Below are 18,228 nucleotides of genomic sequence, written 5' to 3'. Positions count from 1 at the left end.
TGTTTTAATGAATCAATATTCTTTGTTTTTCCTCTTACACATTTAATTGTCAATTGCTTTACGCTTTTAAGCGAACGTTGTTTGTCAATTGTCAATTATTAAAAGACTGGCTTAAACCAGTCTTTTAATCAAATCTTCTTTCTCTCCGTAGAGCATATCAATCACCGGCAACTCGATCATCGTGTATGCTCCCGGTTCTTGTTTGAAGCTTGCCCGGGCAACAGCCACCAGTACTTGTGCAGTTAATGCCGGATTATTGATCTTCATGTCGAATTCGATCAGTTGGTTTTGTGTTTTGCCGGAAACGCCTTTGCGTACCAGGTTTACACCATGTCCCATATCCAAGAGGTTATCTACGCAGTCTACTTGCATTACATGAGTTTCGTCATGTACAAAATAGTCATCCGCTTTGATGGCGGCAGCTACTTCTTTGAAGTTATATCCGTCTTCCACTTCGATGTACACCATCCTGCGGTGTATGCTTGTTCCCAGAGGGATAGTCATACTCAAGGCAGCTTTTACCCCTTTGATCGCCTTTACGGCTACTGTGTGACCCATGCTCATGCCGGGGCCGAAGTTTGTATATGTAATGCCTTTGGGCACCATGGCTTCTAACAAAGCACGAACAACCGAGTCACTGCCCGGATCCCATCCTGCTGAAATAACAGCTACAGACTGATGCGCTTTCGCTACTGCATCCAACGACCGGCGCAGATCGACAATACCTCCATGGATATCAAAACTGTCAACTGTGTTGATTCCCAAAGCAAGAATCTCTTTGGCAAAAGATTCTACACTGCGGGTAGGGGTTGCCAATACGGCTACGTCTACTTTTTCAAGTTTGGTTACGGTATCGGTTACGGTATATCCTTTTAATTCTTCAGGAACATTTCCGGGATTACGGCGGATAACACCTGCACATTCAAAATCGGGAGCCGCTTCAATTGCCTCTAATACATACTTACCTATGTTGCCATAACCTACGATGGCAGCTCTAATTTTTTTCATACTTAAAAAGAATAATTATTAAAATAGTCACTTTTGTTCGTGTCTGCTGCAAAGTTAGTTAATCTAAGGGATTAACAAGGGGCGGCGACACTGTTTTTAGAACAAATATCTGACATAAAAAGATTTAACGTCTGTCTTTGTTTTTGTCATATGCTTCTAAACATAGGTTAAATATTGGCAATTGGAGAGAATAATTATACATTGCCGCCTGTTTATAACGCCTATTTGCTTACAGTTTGTTAGATTTTAGGAAAAACCAATATATATATGCATATAGATCTAAGCAACCCACTGCCGGCATACCCCGCTTTCGTTCCGGGTATTCGCCGGGCTCCCGACCGGGGGTACTCTTTAACACCTGCGCAAACCGAGGTGGCATTAAAAAATGCTTTGCGGTATATCCCTACTGAATATCATGAAACCATTGCACCGGAGTTTATGCGTGAACTTCTTACATACGGACGTATTTACGGCTATCGGTATCGACCTGAAGGGGATCTGAAAGCAAAACCCATTGATCAGTACAAAGGGAACTGCCTGGAAGGTAAAGCTTTTCAGGTAATGATTGATAATAATCTTTGTTTTGATATCGCACTTTATCCGTATGAATTGGTTACCTATGGAGAGACCGGGCAGGTCTGTCAGAATTGGATGCAATATCGCTTGATAAAGCAATACCTGGAAGAACTTACACAAGAACAAACCCTTGTCATTGAGTCAGGACATCCCTTAGGACTTTTCCAGTCCAAGCCGGATGCTCCCCGGGTAATCATTACCAATTCTCTGATGGTTGGCATGTTCGATAATCCCAAAGACTGGCACATCGCGGCTCAGATGGGCGTAGCGAATTACGGGCAAATGACTGCCGGTGGATGGATGTATATCGGTCCCCAGGGCATTGTACACGGAACCTTTAATACGCTTCTGAATGCGGGTCGTAAAAAGTGGGGCATACCCCAAGATAAGGATCTAAGAGGGTACCTGTTTGTTTCTTCTGGCTTGGGAGGGATGAGCGGGGCACAACCCAAAGCAGCCTTGATTGCTGGTGCTGCTTCTATTACAGCCGAGGTGGATGCTTCCCGTATTGAGACGCGCAGGGAACAGGGATGGGTGGAATATGTGACCAACCAGATGGACGAGGCTTTTCGTCTGGCAGAGATGGCCCGGAAAGAGAAAAGACCGGTATCTATTGCTTTCCATGGAAACATTGTCGACCTGCTCGAATATGCCGAACAAAACGCCATTTCGATCGACTTATTGAGCGATCAGACTTCTTGTCACGCCGTATATGAAGGAGGGTATTGTCCGGTCGGATTAAGTTTTGAGGAGCGTACCCATTTGTTGACCCACGACCGCGAGGCCTTCCGGCAAGCCGTTGATAAGACATTGTATCGTCATTATGAAGTAATCCGGAAGTTGGTAGCCCGGAACACTTACTTCTTTGACTATGGCAACTCTTTTATGAAAGCTATCTATGATGCCGGTGTAAAAGAGATATCCCGGAATGGGATCGATGAAAAGGATGGTTTTATCTGGCCTTCTTATGTGGAAGATATCATGGGACCCGAATTATTCGATTATGGCTATGGCCCTTTTCGCTGGGTCTGCCTGAGTGGAGAACAGGAGGATCTGTTTAAAACCGACCAGGCAGCTATGGAATGTATCGATCCTTCCCGCCGGGGCCAGGACAGGGATAATTATAACTGGATACGCGATGCGAAAAAAAACAAACTGGTGGTGGGTACCCAAGCCCGTATCCTTTATCAGGATGCGGAAGGACGGTTGAAGATCGCCTTGCGTTTCAATGAGATGGTGCGTAAGAAAGAGATAGGTCCGGTGATGCTGGGACGCGATCATCACGATGTGAGTGGAACGGATTCACCTTTTCGCGAAACAGCGAATATTTACGACGGAAGCAATGTGATGGCCGATATGGCTGTGCAATGTTTTGCCGGAAATGCAGCCCGGGGTATGAGCCTGATAGCCTTGCATAACGGAGGGGGCGTCGGAATCGGGAAGTCTATTAACGGAGGTTTCGGGATGGTATTGGACGGAAGTGAGCGGGTAGATGAGATCCTTCGGACGGCTATGTTATGGGATGTAATGGGAGGAGTTGCCCGCCGTTCCTGGGCGCGTAACCCGCATGCCATGGATACATCTGCCAGATTCAATGAAAACCATCCGTCGGATTATCATATTACCCTTCCTTACATTGCAGAAGAGGCCTTTATCAAGAAGATAGTATCAAATATATAAATATATACATATGAGCAGTTGGAGTCAAATAATGGAATGTGTCCCGAACTTCAGTGAAGGACGAGATTTAGATAAAATAGAAAAATTGATTTCTCCTTTTCGGGGAAAACCGGGGGTCAAGCTCCTTGATTACAGCAACGATGAGGATCATAACCGATTGGTCGTTACTGTCGTAGGCGAACCCCAAGCCTTGAAGGCAGCAGTGATTGAAGCAATCGGACAAGCGGTGGAGCTGATCGACTTAAATAAGCATCATGGCCAGCACCCGCGTATGGGAGCCGTTGATGTAGTCCCTTTTATCCCTATCCGGGGATGTACGATGGAGGAAGCGATAGCCCTGTCTAAAGAGGTAGGAGAAACGGTAGCTTCCCGGTATAACCTGCCGGTCTTTCTCTATGAGAAATCGGCCTCGGCTCCACACCGGGAGAACCTCGCGACTGTACGCAAAGGGGAATTTGAAGGCATGGCCGAGAAGATCAAACAACCCGAATGGAGACCGGACTACGGCCCGTCCGAAAGACATATTACAGCCGGTACAGTCGCTATTGGAGCACGTATGCCTTTGGTTGCTTATAATGTAAACCTGGGAACAGATAAGTTAGAGATAGCGTCGGACATCGCCAAAAAGATCCGTTTCATCGGTGGGGGACTGCGTTATTGCAAAGCAATGGGGGTCGAACTAACCGACCGGGGCATCGTACAGGTCTCTATCAATATGACGGACTATACAAAGACCGCTCTTTACCGGGCCTTCGAATTAGTCAAAGTAGAGGCACGCCGCTATGGGGTACCTGTAGTCGGAAGCGAAATCGTTGGATTAGTTCCCATGGAAGCATTGATCGACACCGCCTCTTATTACCTGGGATTGGAAAACTTCTCCTTGGATCAGGTCTTGGAATACAAGCTAAACAGCTAAATGATTGAAAAGGAACAGTTGAAAATGAAGTTACTCATAAAAAATATCACCCAGCTCGTTACCTGTTCCGGTTTTGCTGCCAAGAAAGGCCAAGAAATGGCGAACCTGGGAATTATCGAAGACGGGGCAGTAGCTATCGAAGACGGTATTATCACAGATGTCGGAACGACGGCCGAGGTGATGGGGCGACTGAATACGTATTATCCCGAGATCGATGCCAGAGGCAAAGCTCTTTTGCCTGGTTTTGTTGACAGTCATACACATTTTGTCTTCGGCGGATACAGGCAGGAAGAATTCTCCTGGCGTCTGCGGGGAGACAGTTATATGTCGATCATGGAACGAGGAGGGGGTATCGTACATACGATGAAAGCAACCCGGGAAAGTAATTTCGAACAGTTATATGAGACCGCCCGTTCCCGGCTCGATGAGTTTCTGGCTATGGGGGTAACTACCGTTGAGGGGAAGAGTGGGTATGGCTTGGACCTCGAAACAGAAATCCGGCAATTGGAGGTGATGGCTTCCCTACGTATGAAACATCCGATAGGTATTGTTTCCACTTATCTGGGTGCCCATGCTCTGCCTCCCGAGTTTGTCGGAAGACCGGATGCATACATCGACTTCCTGATCGCAGAGGCTTTGCCTCATATACAACCGGAGTGGGGTGTGGACTTCTGTGATGTGTTCTGTGAGAAAGGAGTCTTTTCCCTCGAACAAAGCGAACGTCTCTTATTGGCTGCCCGGCAATATGGCTTGAAACTGAAACTGCATGCCGATGAAATTGTCCCTCTGGGCGGAGCGGAGTTAGCTGCTCGCCTGCAAGCAACCAGCGCCGATCATCTGTTATATGCTTCCGACGAAGGGATCCGGCAAATGGCGGCCAAAGAGGTTGTTGCCACCCTGTTGCCGTTGACCGCTTTTTCTCTCAAAGAGCCTTATGCCCGTGGCCGGGAAATGATCGATGCCGGATGTGCCGTGGCCCTGGCCTCCGACCTGAACCCGGGAAGCTGCTTTTCGTCTTCTATCCCGATGTTGATCGCTATTGCCTGTATCTATATGAAACTTTCCCCCGAAGAGGTAATTACAGCCCTTACGATCAACGGAGCTGCTGCATTGGATCGGGCCGATACGATCGGGAGCATCGACGTAGGCAAACAAGCCGATATGATTCTCCTGCAATATCCCTCGTATAAGTTTCTCCCCTACCATTTTGGCATGAACATCGTAGATACAGTAATCAAAAAAGGAGAGATCCTAAAGAAGTGAAGAAGGGACAAAATATAAAGAAGTTACAATTTACAATTAATAATTTACAATTATAAAAAACCATGTTAGCAGACTTAACAATCAAAGAATTCCTGGCCGAGACAGCGTCTAATACGCCTGTTCCGGGAGGGGGAAGTATCGCAGCCCTTAACGGGGCTATCGCAACCGCATTGACGGAGATGGTGGCCAATTTGACCATCGGTAAAAAGAAATATGCCGAATACGAAGGGCAAATGCAGGTCATCGCCGTTGAAGCAGCTACGATGCAACAAAAATTTATCGCGCTTATCGATAAAGATAGCGAAGCCTATAATCGGGTGTTCAATGCCTTCAAACTACCCAAAGAGACAGAGGAGGAAATAAATAAACGCAACCAGGAGATCCAGGAAGCAACCAAAGAGGCTGCCAATGTTCCCATGCAGGTAGCAGAAAAAATGGCTGAAGTCATGGAGACAGCTATCTATGTAGCACATAAAGGAAACCAAAATGCGGTAACGGATGTATGTGTGGCCATGATGTCAGCCCGTACCTGTGTGTTGGCAGCCTTATTAAATGTACGCATCAACTTATCGTCTATTAAAGATGAAGCCTATGTAAAACGGATGACAGAAAAGGCCGACCGCCTCGAAGCCGAAGCGATCCGGATAGAGACAAAGTTGCTGGAATGGATAAAGACACAATTGTAAACCGCAATCAATAAGTAAGACGAATGGGAAATAATGTATATTACGTCGGCTCGGAACCGCTTACCTTTGAAAGTATTGAGCGTATATTGAGTGCCAATATGAAACTGGAGTTGACAACTGAGGTGCGTGAACGCATTCAACGTTGCCGAGACTATCTCGATCAGAAAATTGAACAACAGCAAGGCCCCTTGTATGGCATCACTACCGGATTTGGTTCTCTCTGCAATAAAAATATCTCTCCCGATGAATTAAGTACCTTACAGGAAAACCTGGTAAAGAGCCATGCCTGTAGTGTGGGAGATGAAGTAAGCCCGGTAATCATACGCCTGATGATGCTCCTGAAAGCCCAGGCATTGTCGCTGGGGCATAGCGGGGTGCAGGTCATCACCGTGCAACGCATCCTCGATTTCTTTAATAATGATATCCTGCCGATCGTCTATGACCGGGGCTCCTTAGGGGCATCGGGTGACCTGGCTCCTTTGGCCAATCTTTTTCTGCCCCTGATCGGAGTGGGGGATGTGTATTACAAAGGCAAAAAGCGGGAAGCCATTGCTGTATTGGATGAATTTGCCTGGAAACCGGTCAAGCTAAAAAGCAAAGAAGGACTGGCCTTGTTGAATGGCACACAGTTTATGAGCGCAAACGGTGTTTTTGCCTTGCTTCGTGCTTTCAATATCTCCCGGCGGGCTGACCTGATTGCCGCCATCTCGCTGGAGGCTTTCGACGGACTCATCGACCCGTTTATGGATTGCATCCAGCAGATCCGTCCACACCAGGGTCAGATAGAGACAGGTGCCGAATTCCGGCGTTTGCTTGAAGGTAGTGAACTGATTAACCGGAAGAAAGAACATGTACAAGATCCTTATTCTTTCCGTTGTATCCCGCAGGTGCATGGAGCGACAAAAGATGCGATCCGCTATGTGACAACGGTCTTACTCACAGAGATCAACTCCGTGACCGACAACCCGACGATCTTTCCCGAAGAAGACAAAATCCTTTCCGGAGGTAACTTCCATGGACAACCTTTGGCTTTGGCTTATGATTATCTGGCAATCGCCCTGGCTGAGTTAGGTAATATATCCGAACGGCGTGTAGCCCAGCTTATCATGGGGTTGAGAGGATTACCCGAATTTCTCGTGGCCAATCCGGGACTCAACTCCGGTTTTATGATTCCCCAATACGCTTCGGCCAGCATGGTCAGCCAGAACAAGATGTATTGTTATCCCGCCAGCAGCGATTCTATCGTCTCCAGCAACGGACAGGAAGATCATGTCAGCATGGGTGCCAATGCAGCCACCAAACTTTTTAAGATCATGGATAATCTGGATCATATCCTGGCCATCGAGCTGATGAATGCGGCCCAGGGAGTCGACTTCCGCCGTCCGGCAAAGACCTCACCCCTCCTGGAAAAGTTCCTCAAAGACTTCCGCAAAGAAGTTCCTTTCGTCGAAGACGATATTATCATGTATACGGAAATCCACCGTGCCGTAGCTTTCTTGCGGAGATATTCCGGTTGAATAACTCCCCGGGGCGTGCATTTCTCTTGGCGGCAAAATACAAATTTTGATGGGGAGCCTTTTCCCGGTGTAAGAAAGAGAAAGGGACTATCCGATTGTTTTCGGACAGTCCCTTTCGCGTATATAACCTATTGTTTTATTGATCCTCCGGTTTGCAGATAGGGATCTCTCGTTTGACACTCTGACGCAGGGAGATCAAGGTCTCCGTAGCTGTTACTCCTTCTATTTCTTGTATTTTCGTGTTCAGAAGTTCCATCAGATGTTCGTTGTCACGGGCATATAACTTGATTAACATGGTATATGGTCCCGTAGTGAAATGACATTCTACCACTTCCGGTATCTTTTCAAATTCAGGAACAACATCTTTATACATCGAGCCGCGTTCGAGCTTCACACCGATATAGGTACATGTGTTATACCCTAATATTTTAGGATTGATATGATAACCTGAGCCTACGATCACATTCATATCAATCATGCGCTGTACCCGTTGATGTATCGCTGCTCGTGAAACGCCACATTCTTCGGCTACATCTTTAAAAGGGATGCGGGCATTTTTGGATATGATATTGAGTATTTGCCGATCCAGTTTGTCAATCTTTTCCATTATAATAATGCTTTTAATATAAGTATTTCTGTTTCTGATATCAAAAGTATATAATTATTTTCTAATAAATGTCATTCTGAAAGGGAAAAGTGATATTTATGCAAAAAAAGCAGGCAAAACATGCTGCGAAACATGTTTTGCCTGCCTTTTTGTTATCCAAATGCAAGATTAGTCTTTGACAATCTCTAAGAGTTCCAACTCGAATTTCAGTGTGCTGTTCGATTTGATGTCTTGACCCATTCCGCGTTCACCATAGGCCAGATTGGAAGGAATCCAAAGGATATATTTAGATCCTACCGGCATGATTTGCAAACCTTCTTGCCAACCTTGAATAACTTGAGTTACTCCAAATACAGCAGGTTCTCCCCGGGTAATAGTACTATCAAATTCTGTTCCGTCCAACAGGGTTCCTGTGTAATGAACTTTCACTTTGTCTGATTCGGTTGGTTTGGGTCCGGTTCCTTCTGTGATCACCTGATATTGCAAACCGCTTTGTGTAGTGATTACACCTGCTTTGGCTTTGTTTTCTTCTAAGAATTTAGTTTCTTCTTCTAATGCTTTGGCTGATTCACGGGCTTGTACCTCTGTGAAATAAGTTTGTATGAAAGCTTGGGCTTCGTCCGGTTTGATTTTGAATCCTTCGCTTTTACCTTTCAAGGCTTCTTCAAATGCAGCCATAAACAGGTCGATGTCCACCGGTTCGCCGGGAAGATTGTCCAGGTAGTTCTGTTTGAACCCTTCTCCGTTAAGCATACCAATCGCATAACTCACACTGTCAATACCTGTTTTCAGGTTTGTGCTTTTTCTGGATTGACAGGAAGTGGCAAAAATACCAGCTACAACAATCATTGTAACGGCTAATACATTCAATTTTTTCATTTTACTTTACTTTTATGTTATTATTTTACAATATCCAATAGTTCTACCTCGAACACAAGCGTGCTGTTCGGTTCAATACTTTCGCCTGCTCCATGTTCTCCATAGGCTAATTCGGAGGGGATAAATAATCTCCATTTAGAACCTACCGGCATTAATTGAAGAGCTTCTACCCAACCCGGGATCACTTGGGATACACCGAATGTAGCCGGTTGACCGCGTTGAACGGAACTGTCAAAAACGGTACCGTTTATTAAGGTGCCGTGGTAATGGCATTTTACGCTATCTGTGGCTGTAGGGATAGGACCCTCTCCTTTTTTCAATATCTCATATTGCATGCCACTGGGTAATTCTACGACACCCGCTTTCTCTTTATTGATAGCAAGGAATTCCTGGCCTGCTTTTTTGTTGTTTTCCAATTTCTCGGATTGCAACCGGACGAAGTAATCGTTTATCAACTGTTTGGCCTCGTCGTAGTCTATACGAGGGGTTGCTCCTTCCAATACATCTTTCAGCCCTTGTGTGAAATCGTTTACGTCTAAATCGTTGATACCGGAACTTTGAAAATTGTTCCCGATACTTAATCCCAGGGCGTAGCTTACTTTATTCATTTTTTTCTTGTTCAACTGTTTATGCGGCACAAAAGTAATGCTTTTAATCTGAGAATTGATATTTCCCTCCTTTTTTTTCTTTTTATATATTGTATGGAGCTTTTTAGGGGTAACACCTCTTTTGTTTTCGCCCGGAAATACAATTGCTGACGATTGTCGGCACAATTGCCGATATCCGTCAGCACAATTGCCGATATCCGTCAGCACAATTGCCGATATATATCGACACAATTGCCGACAATTATCAGCACAAGTGTCGACAATTATCGACACTTTTATTTTCCAGCAGATTTGACTTATCCTGAAATGGGTTGTCACTTTTTGTCAGATAGTACCGGTTGATGTATTGGCGATTTAAATGAGTCTCAATTAGATAAGAGTTTTTTTTGAGTGATAAATAAGTCACCTGTATATGCAAGCGACCTGTATATACATCAATATCTTATTGAAAATAACCCAAATACCAACTGTGTTGACCGGCACTAATAATTAATTGTTAATTATAAATTGTAAATTATAATCTTTCACGCTTCATTCATCGTTCATCACTAATCACTAACCATTAATCGTTAATCACTCATCGTTAATCGTTAGTTCCCTCTTCCTCAAATTAAGAAATTCAAAGGATATATTAGGAAATTGCTTGAAAATTGTTATCTTTGTGCGCAGCCGATTGGGTTGGAGAGCTGATTCTGTCACTTACGAAGAGACGGAACGGCTGTTTTTTTTGTATACTACTGACGCGGCAAATATAGCGCATTTCTCCTTCAAAACGCTTCTGTATACTTCTCATAAGATTCATAAATAATCATTCCCCTGTTTCACTTTGCAAATGACCCAATGCTCCCCTTCGGATCTTTCCGGGAGAGTTACCGAGGTTCTTTTTACAGAAATCCGTAAACTGGGAGAGAGAGAGGAACCCTTGTTCTTCGGCGATCTGCCCGAAGGGCTTGTTGGTCGTATTGATTTCGTGATAAATCAATTCCATTTTCTTTCCTTTCATCCATTTATAGGCGGAGATGCCGAAGGCCTTTTTGAACTTTTTGTCGAAGTTCGACAAGCTGCAGGCATAAAGCTGGGCAAACTCGTTCACTTTCTTCACCTGTCGGTAGTTTTTTAAGATAAAATCGGTGAACGACGAACTCTCGTGCAGTACCGGGTAGAAGAAGGCAACCAACTCATCCTTTGTGTAATAGGACTGAAGCAAGATCAGAAATTCCTCGGATTTCAGTTTCATATAACCTGCACAACGAAGCCCGCCCTGCAGGTTGAACATCAGCCCCTGGAGGAATGTTTGCAGGATAGGTTTGGTCTGCAAAACGACCGGTTTATCCTGTTTGTCTACCGCGAGCGTCTTTAATTGTTTCAATGAAAAACAATTACACAAACCCACACTTTCGGGCACATATAAGACAAGTACGGACCCCCCTTTTTCCGTCTCCGCCTTGAACTGTGTGCCGGGTGCCAAAAGAAGCATATCGCCTGTTTTCAATTCTTTGTTGAGCACGAAATCGAACGAAATATGCATATTCCCTTCAAGAATGATAAGTACCTCCGTGGTCTGCACCGTGTTGATCCATTCGGTGCCCGGCGGGCAATGTTTTACCTGAATAAAATGATTGGCTTCCTGCTTGTAATTGAAACAAGCCTGATGTTCGTGGATATACAGTATATTTTCCATAGAATCTTATCAATTAAGTGTTTACATTTTGTTTGCTTCCTTTTTTTCGTTTCAAAAGCGAAATTCGTTTTTCTGCTTCCCTTATGGGGAGAAGTCCCGGAGGCTTTTTTGCCTTTCAAAATCGCCTTCCTTTCCGAAAGAGCTGTTTCCAGGATCCGTTTTTAGTGCCTTTTTAAGCAAAATAGGCACTAGTCAACCCTCTGTTTATCAACACAAAACACCCCTCGCGATGAGCCGTTCCGTCTCTTCGTAAGTGACGGAACGACGGTCGTTTCTGTAATACGCTGACTATTAATAAAATAACCGTTGCAAAAAAAAGAGTACTGAAATAATGAAAAAAACGAGAATTCTGAAAAACCGCTAAAAAAGAGGAAAAGATACAAGAATTAACAAACTATTTTTTTACTAATAATTATTAATTAATCGTATGAAACAAGTAGACACTTTACAAGAAAGTAAAAGGTTGCGAACGACGCATAGTCGTTGGCGACTTTGGTGTGTAATGCTACTGGCTGTATTTATAGGTACGGCGAGTAGTTGGGGACAGGTATTAGATTGGCAACCTGTCAGTGCCGATGAACTTTATCGGAACAATCTGGATGAAGGGAAGAACTTAGAGATTTATTTTGTGGCTAAATCGGCTGTGCCGGGAGCAGCAATTCAAATCACACTTCCAACTGGAATCAAAACAAATGATCCGGCCATCTTAAATCCGATCGGTTCTAATGACGCTACCTATGGAAATGGTGTGTTGTCATCGGGTGGAACGGTGATCACAATTCCGGTAACGGGTGGTCTTTTACAAGATGCTGTGGTCAATGTGCAGTTACCCATTTGGGCTGCTTGTGAAGCTGCCGTAAAGGATGCGAATTTTGACCAGATCAAAGTAAAGGTATTGGACGCATCTCTATCGACAGTAGATGATGTGGAGAAAGCAGTTGATGTAAAGGTTAAAAATCCGGTTATAACCGGCTCCTTTGAGAATCTTGTAGGAGCAGATTTTGTGGCGGGGGTTACTCAGAGCCTTGAACTCTCTTCTATCGGAGGAAAAACCAAAGGACTGACGATTAAATTGACAGCCGATGACACATTTACTCTGGCTGAATTTAAGTTAGATGGAACTGATTTACCAGCAATTACTCCTAATAATAATGTATATACAATTACATTATCTGACGAAGAGTTTACTTCAAGTGTAAGGAAACTTTCTTTTAAATCCATCCACCCATTAATGGGCGGATCGCGTTCTATTAAGGCATCTGTTACTTCTACTTGTGGACAAGTAGCTTCGGTTACAGATCAGGTATTTGTTATTCCCGGCGAAACAGGTATTCCGAATATGCGCTATCAGAGTCTGTCTTATGTGAAGGCCGATCTGATGAATGAAGAGCCTGTCTTTGGAACAGGAAATTGGGCTGCCTGGGATGGTAAATTGCAGTATGCCAAGGTTACTTTTTTAAATGTAGGGGATAGAGCCGTTTATACGAAAACACATTTTTATGTAAGAAACATGTTAGGTTATTTCCTGACAGGAGATAAAGTGTATTACAAGATTGGATCGGGTAGTTTGAAAGAGGTGTCAAAAGCTACGGCTTATGAGGACTATCCATTTACTTGGATGGCTATCCCGAGTTCTGCTGTCGGAAAATGGAAACGCAGGGTACAGGTTGTTGTAAACGATGCTATTGCAAAGAACGAAACGATAACGTTCTATGTGCCTTATTACCATGGCAATTTGAACTCAAATGCAGCAGACTGGACTGAATTACTCAAACAAGATTATGTTCAGACTTCTCCTGAATTCTTTTTGGAACGTTTTACAGCCAATATAATAGAGGTTAAAAACAGCAGTGGTGGAGATGGAAACATGGATTATAAGGAATACTATTCGGCGACCTTTTTTGTTCCGAAATTTTTCGAAAAACCGGTTAGTTTAACCTTTAACGAAAAGGATAGAGTAGGAACGAATCCAATCGAAAAGACTTTCGAATTACCCTTTAATCCGGGAACTTTGTCGAGTACAATCAAATTGACAGGCTCTTTGCATATAGAGGCTCCTGCCTGGATAACTATCACAGATATGCAGATAAAAGATGAGGCGGGAGGAATCACCTTGAACACCTCAAAATCGGATATTTCTAATGGGAAATATGTGTATGATATTAATCTAGGGGATGAAACAACAAAAAGCCGAACAATTCAATGTAAGTATGAGGTTGCAAACGGCGCTTTGTCTGTGAATACCGACGGGGCTATTCGATGGTTCCTTTATTATGGTATAGATGCTACAGATCAGAAGGTAGAGTTGCCTCCTTTATCCCGTGTTACGCAAGCTGTCTATTACAGGGTAAGTCCGGTTGATGTGGAATTGACAAGCTTTGAAGTAAAAAGAGATGCAGACTGTATTGGTTTGGAGCCGAAAACGTCAGACGCCTTATGTTTTGAGGCTAAATTCCCCAATGAACCAGCGACATCTCCGGATCATTCCATTTATATGAATGATGACAAGGGTAGTATGATCTGGAAGGCGAAGATTCTAACCGGTTCAATTACTGCCGGAAGCAAATCTCTTTACTTCCCGGTACAGAATGATAATTTTACTCTTTTAAATACGAATGGAAATCTAAACCTGTCTGCTGGAACAATTAAAGTCACACGAGGAGCAACCCCCATTGCTTCAGGAGCTATCGACTTTAAAGCAAATTCAGGTTATAAAGGTTATATTGTTTATCCGATTGTAAATGATTTGCAGGCGGGTGATGAGATTGAGGTGAAAATTCCTTTTACGGTCAATGTAGCCGCAAATAGAACATCTCATATCACCTCAGAAGCAAAGATTGGAGATAATTCGGTTGATCCTTGGGCTAATACCAGTTCATTGAGTGGGAATAGCATTGAGACACTTTCTATTTCTACTTACCAGATCAATCTTAAAGCATATCATACAAATGCCGAGTCATATTCTTTTAACAATTCAACATTGACGCAAAAGGTATCGCTTAGGCTAAATAGCAATGAATATACTCTACCTTCGCCCTTTTTCCCCAATGAGATCCGCTCGGTAGTCTATTTGACAAAGGGAACGATTACGGTGCCTAAAGGATATACATTGGAGAATATAAAGTTATATCCGGCTGCCAGAACAAAGCATGATTCATGGGCGTTAACACCGGTCTCATTGCCGTCTTCGAAGGCTGATCTGGATAAAGACAACGATGTTTATACAGTCGATATATCCAAATTATTCGGAGCAGGTGGCTGGGCCTATCCGGATGACTCTTGGTGTCATATTATTGAGTTTGATGTGAAAGCATCTACGTTCTCTCCGGAAGGGAATCGTAATTTGATACTTGATATTGATGGTGTATCTCCCAGAACATCTGTGCCTTATACCACTAGTCGTACGCTAAAACTTTCTTACGCCGGTTATTCGGTTTCTACTGTGCAGCTCAGCCAATTGTTGATTGACGATAAGGCGCAGCCAACTGATATCAATATAACAGTCAATAACTCCAGTCCGTCAGCCATTAAAGATACCTGGTTGTATCTGGAAGGTTCACTGACGATTGTTAGTGCAGAGGATAAGGGTGGAAACCCGTTGATCGTAAATGGTAATTATATAAAGGTTGCTTCTTCTATCGATGCTGCCAAAACGCAAGATGTTGTCGTTAAAGTACAGTATACAGGAACAGGCAGTGAGGATGTGAAGATTCATACTCTTTCCGGTTGGGCAGGTTCATTGGATCCTACCTCAAAAACTATTACCGATACCTCTTTGGATGGTAACCGTGGACGGGTAGGTACTATTACTTTGTCTTTATTGGAAAACCGCGTAGATGGGGAGTTGAATGTAAGTAAGACAATCTTTAAAGAAAATGATACTTATACATTGACAGCCACCGTCAGCTCGGAAGCGAGCCAGGGATCTCTTAAGAACTTGGTGATGGATATTGTTGTTCCGGCGGGACAGGAATTCCAGAGTGCAGTAGTCTCTTATGGAGGAAATGATTATCAACTATCAGACCAATCTGTGTTTGACCCGATTACGGATGGCTTTGTGTTTGATGTTCGTAAGGTGTTAAATATTTCAGGTGACTTGGAATTCCCAGGTTATGAAACGAAAGGATCGGCGAACCCACGAACAGCAGAAATTAAGATTACTTATAAGATTGGCTCTGCCACTCTATTAAGTGGTATTTCATTCCTCGGAGAGGTAAAGGCTACCGGAAAGAATGCCGGAGACGTGAAAAAATCAGGTATCGTTTCGAAAGAGATGTATCCGGAGCTGGATCTGCCGTATGGCTTCGAATTGAGTATGACACCTGAACGGACTGCCTTCTCTGATCAGACAAAAGATCGCGAACTTATCGTAAAGGTGAAACTAAGCAAACTCAAAACAGGAGCAGTATTGAAAACGACAGACCGTTTGGAATTGGTACTTCCGGATTATCTTCAGGTGCTTAGTACAGGTACGTTTGCCTGGGATTATACCGGATCTACATTGACTGTTTCGGATGATGCAGTGGATGCGGGAACAAAATTGCGTACCGTTAAACTTCCACTTGCTACTGCGGCTTATTCGGCTGTAGGGGATGAAGTAACCTATACAATTCCGGTGCAGTATCTCGGTGGTGCAGAAAGCGCAACCCCTTATAAATCGTTAGTTGCCAAGGCTATTACTCTGGGAGGATTTAGTGGTGGTACTCTACAGGATGTAGCTGCCGGTAATACGGCTATAGATGCCCTGTTTGTAACTTCTGATGCTTTGACCATGTTTGCGGATGAAACGAAGACGCTTTCAATCACCAGTACCGGTGTGACAGGTTCGTTCTTCGACGGAGCCAACTGGGGCGCTGATGCAAGCAGCACAGATGTCACTCCAAGTCATGTCGACTATGATGTAGCAGCAGGTGCAACAGTCAATCAAAAGGTAAAAGTAACCTATGGTGGTAATATATACGGAGAAGTTGATCTTCCATATACCGTTTATCCTTCATTGATCTATACATTGTCACCAACAGAAATACCTAGTTGTGGAAACTATACATTCCAGGTTTCTGATATAACTGTATCTAAGAATTCAAATCATACGGATGTGAAGTTCTATTCGGATGCAGCTTGTAGCTCCGAAATTACAGGATCTCATGCTTTTACATCTTCTGGAAAGGTATATGTACAAGCCAGCAACCAGGGTGGTGTTGAAGCAACAGCAAAAGAAATTGTAATTACGATAAGTCAAAAAGTAGAAGTAACTATTGGTACATCTACTACGTTGACTGTCGGCGATCAGTTAGTACTGACAGCAACTGCAGTGAACGCTCCGGCCGGTGCCCTTTATCATTGGCATAAAGGTGGAACTAAAGTTCACGAGACTACTACAAACACTTGGACTATACCATCGGTTGCATTAACAGATGCTGGAACTTATACGGTGATGGTTATGAATAGTGCTGGAAATTCTACAGGACTTTGTGATAACACAAGCTCAAACGCCGCTACCGTTTCTGTTGTAGCAGCTCCTCCGGCTGTGACATTTGTCGGTTCTGCATCGGATTATGTATTCTGTGACGCTGTTTCTGGCGGATTGACTCTTTGGGATGCAATCAGTAGTGATAAATCGACAACAGGTGTTACTTATTGGTATGCACCTACTGCAGGTGCAGGCGGAGGTCTGACAGAAGTAAATGCAGGAAGTCCTTGTCCGATCACTTCGGCCGGTTCCTTCTTCGTTAAATCGAAGAATGCAGCAGACACTTATTCTACAGAAGAGGAATTGAAGGTGGTAGTGAATACCTCTGTAAGTGCAGGTCTTACTGCAGCTCCGACTTCTGTTGTGGTAGGAGATAATATTACCCTGACAGCCAGTGGAGCCAAGACTTCCGGAAGCAAGGGTACATTCTATCAGTTCTATAAAAATGGTACTGCGTTGGATGCTGCGACAAATACAGCCACCAAGACCTATCAGGCAACATCCACTGATGTTGTTTCCGGTTTGTCTTTCACTGTGAAGATTGTGAATGATGCCAGCGGTAATACGGATGGTTTATGTGGAGCACTGGAAAGCACAGCTCAGACAGTTACTGTTACGGATCGTCCGGTGAAAGTGGAGTTGAAGAAAGCAGTAGAAACAATCAACGATTGTGGCGCAAACGCTACCTTAGACCTGATGAGTCTGATTGATAATATGACTGACTATACGCATAATGAAACATTCTACTGGAGTGAAACAGATAACTCATCTACCGCTACAGCGTTTACCCAAACGATTTCTCTGTCTACAGCATTAGCTCCGGGAACAAAGCATGATGTGTTTGTATGGGCGAAGAATGCTTATAACTTCTCATTGAATTCGACAAAGATTGAAGTGTATGCAATCAAGTATGCCCCTATTGCTTTGGGAACCGTATCTGCTCCGGATGTAGAAGAAGTTGCCGGAGATCCAGCCACACTGACAGTGACCGTTACGGGCACCACCGGTGAAAAGGGTACAGGTGACTATACATACAGATTGTACGATGCACAGGTAGGAGGAACTCTCTTAGCCAGTAACACGACTGGGGTCCTTACTCAGACTGTTACAGCTCCGTCATTGACGGCTACAAGCTTTACCGGTTATGTAGAATATACCTACTACGTATCAGCCCAGGGTATCTGTGACGAATCCATCCCGCAAGAGGTGAAGGTGAAAGTCTACCCGAAAGCAACAATCGAAGCGAATACCACCGATGATGTGGAATTCTGTACAGATAATACTAGCCTGTCAAGTGCAAAACTGGCAGACTACCTGACGGATGCCTTGAGAACCCA

11 protein-coding genes are annotated in these 18,228 nt (G+C 44.0%); 6 read left to right on the top strand and 5 right to left on the bottom strand.

What is annotated here, in order from left to right; genetic code table 11:
* Positions 1-111 precede the first annotated feature (111 nt).
* Positions 112-1,008, bottom strand: coding sequence for a diaminopimelate dehydrogenase (locus D0T51_RS06810; protein WP_163727028.1), 897 nt, complete (start codon positions 1,006-1,008; stop codon positions 112-114).
* A 267-nt stretch (positions 1,009-1,275) separates the two neighbouring features.
* Between D0T51_RS06810 and D0T51_RS06805 the strand changes: the two genes are divergently transcribed.
* The 5 genes from D0T51_RS06805 (at position 1,276) to hutH (ending at position 7,646) form a co-directional block, all read left to right on the top strand.
* Positions 1,276-3,264: a urocanate hydratase gene (locus tag D0T51_RS06805; RefSeq protein WP_163727025.1), complete on the top strand. Its 1,989-nt coding sequence runs from the start codon at positions 1,276-1,278 to the stop codon at positions 3,262-3,264.
* 10 nt (positions 3,265-3,274) lie between these two features.
* Complete coding sequence (gene ftcD / locus D0T51_RS06800; RefSeq protein WP_163727022.1) at positions 3,275-4,180, top strand: glutamate formimidoyltransferase; 906 nt, start codon at positions 3,275-3,277, stop codon at positions 4,178-4,180.
* On the top strand, positions 4,181-5,443 hold the full coding sequence (gene hutI, locus D0T51_RS06795; RefSeq protein WP_239056726.1) for an imidazolonepropionase: 1,263 nt from the start codon (positions 4,181-4,183) through the stop codon (positions 5,441-5,443).
* Between the two features lie 62 nt (positions 5,444-5,505).
* Positions 5,506-6,129 carry a cyclodeaminase/cyclohydrolase family protein gene (locus D0T51_RS06790; RefSeq protein ID WP_163727019.1) on the top strand — a complete coding sequence of 208 codons (624 nt, stop codon included), beginning with the start codon at positions 5,506-5,508 and terminating at the stop codon, positions 6,127-6,129.
* A 23-nt stretch (positions 6,130-6,152) separates the two neighbouring features.
* Positions 6,153-7,646: a histidine ammonia-lyase gene (gene hutH / locus D0T51_RS06785; RefSeq protein WP_163727016.1), complete on the top strand. Its 1,494-nt coding sequence runs from the start codon at positions 6,153-6,155 to the stop codon at positions 7,644-7,646.
* 136 nt (positions 7,647-7,782) lie between these two features.
* Here hutH and D0T51_RS06780 read toward each other — a convergent pair whose 3' ends face one another.
* The 4 genes from D0T51_RS06780 to D0T51_RS06765 all read right to left on the bottom strand — a co-directional run bounded on the left by D0T51_RS06780 (position 7,783) and on the right by D0T51_RS06765 (position 11,421).
* Positions 7,783-8,253: an Lrp/AsnC family transcriptional regulator gene (locus D0T51_RS06780; protein WP_163727012.1), complete on the bottom strand. Its 471-nt coding sequence runs from the start codon at positions 8,251-8,253 to the stop codon at positions 7,783-7,785.
* A gap of 168 nt (positions 8,254-8,421) precedes the next feature.
* Positions 8,422-9,132: an FKBP-type peptidyl-prolyl cis-trans isomerase gene (locus tag D0T51_RS06775; protein WP_163727010.1), complete on the bottom strand. Its 711-nt coding sequence runs from the start codon at positions 9,130-9,132 to the stop codon at positions 8,422-8,424.
* Between the two features lie 20 nt (positions 9,133-9,152).
* Positions 9,153-9,740, bottom strand: a complete 588-nt coding sequence (locus D0T51_RS06770; protein WP_163727007.1) for an FKBP-type peptidyl-prolyl cis-trans isomerase — start codon at positions 9,738-9,740, stop codon at positions 9,153-9,155.
* Between the two features lie 808 nt (positions 9,741-10,548).
* Positions 10,549-11,421 (bottom strand): helix-turn-helix transcriptional regulator, encoded by an 873-nt coding sequence (locus D0T51_RS06765; protein ID WP_163727004.1) that lies wholly within the window; start codon positions 11,419-11,421, stop codon positions 10,549-10,551.
* A gap of 427 nt (positions 11,422-11,848) precedes the next feature.
* Here D0T51_RS06765 and D0T51_RS06760 point away from each other — a divergent pair.
* Positions 11,849-18,228, top strand: a 6,380-nt coding sequence (locus D0T51_RS06760; RefSeq protein ID WP_163727000.1) for a hypothetical protein, incomplete at its 3' end; no start/stop codon positions are given.

Origin of the sequence: Parabacteroides sp. 52, from assembly GCF_010500925.1 — a bacterium.
Taxonomy (GTDB): domain Bacteria; phylum Bacteroidota; class Bacteroidia; order Bacteroidales; family Tannerellaceae; genus QVMG01.
The sequence above is the reverse complement of the archived record's forward strand: the minus strand, read 5'-3'. Positions and strand labels throughout refer to the sequence as shown.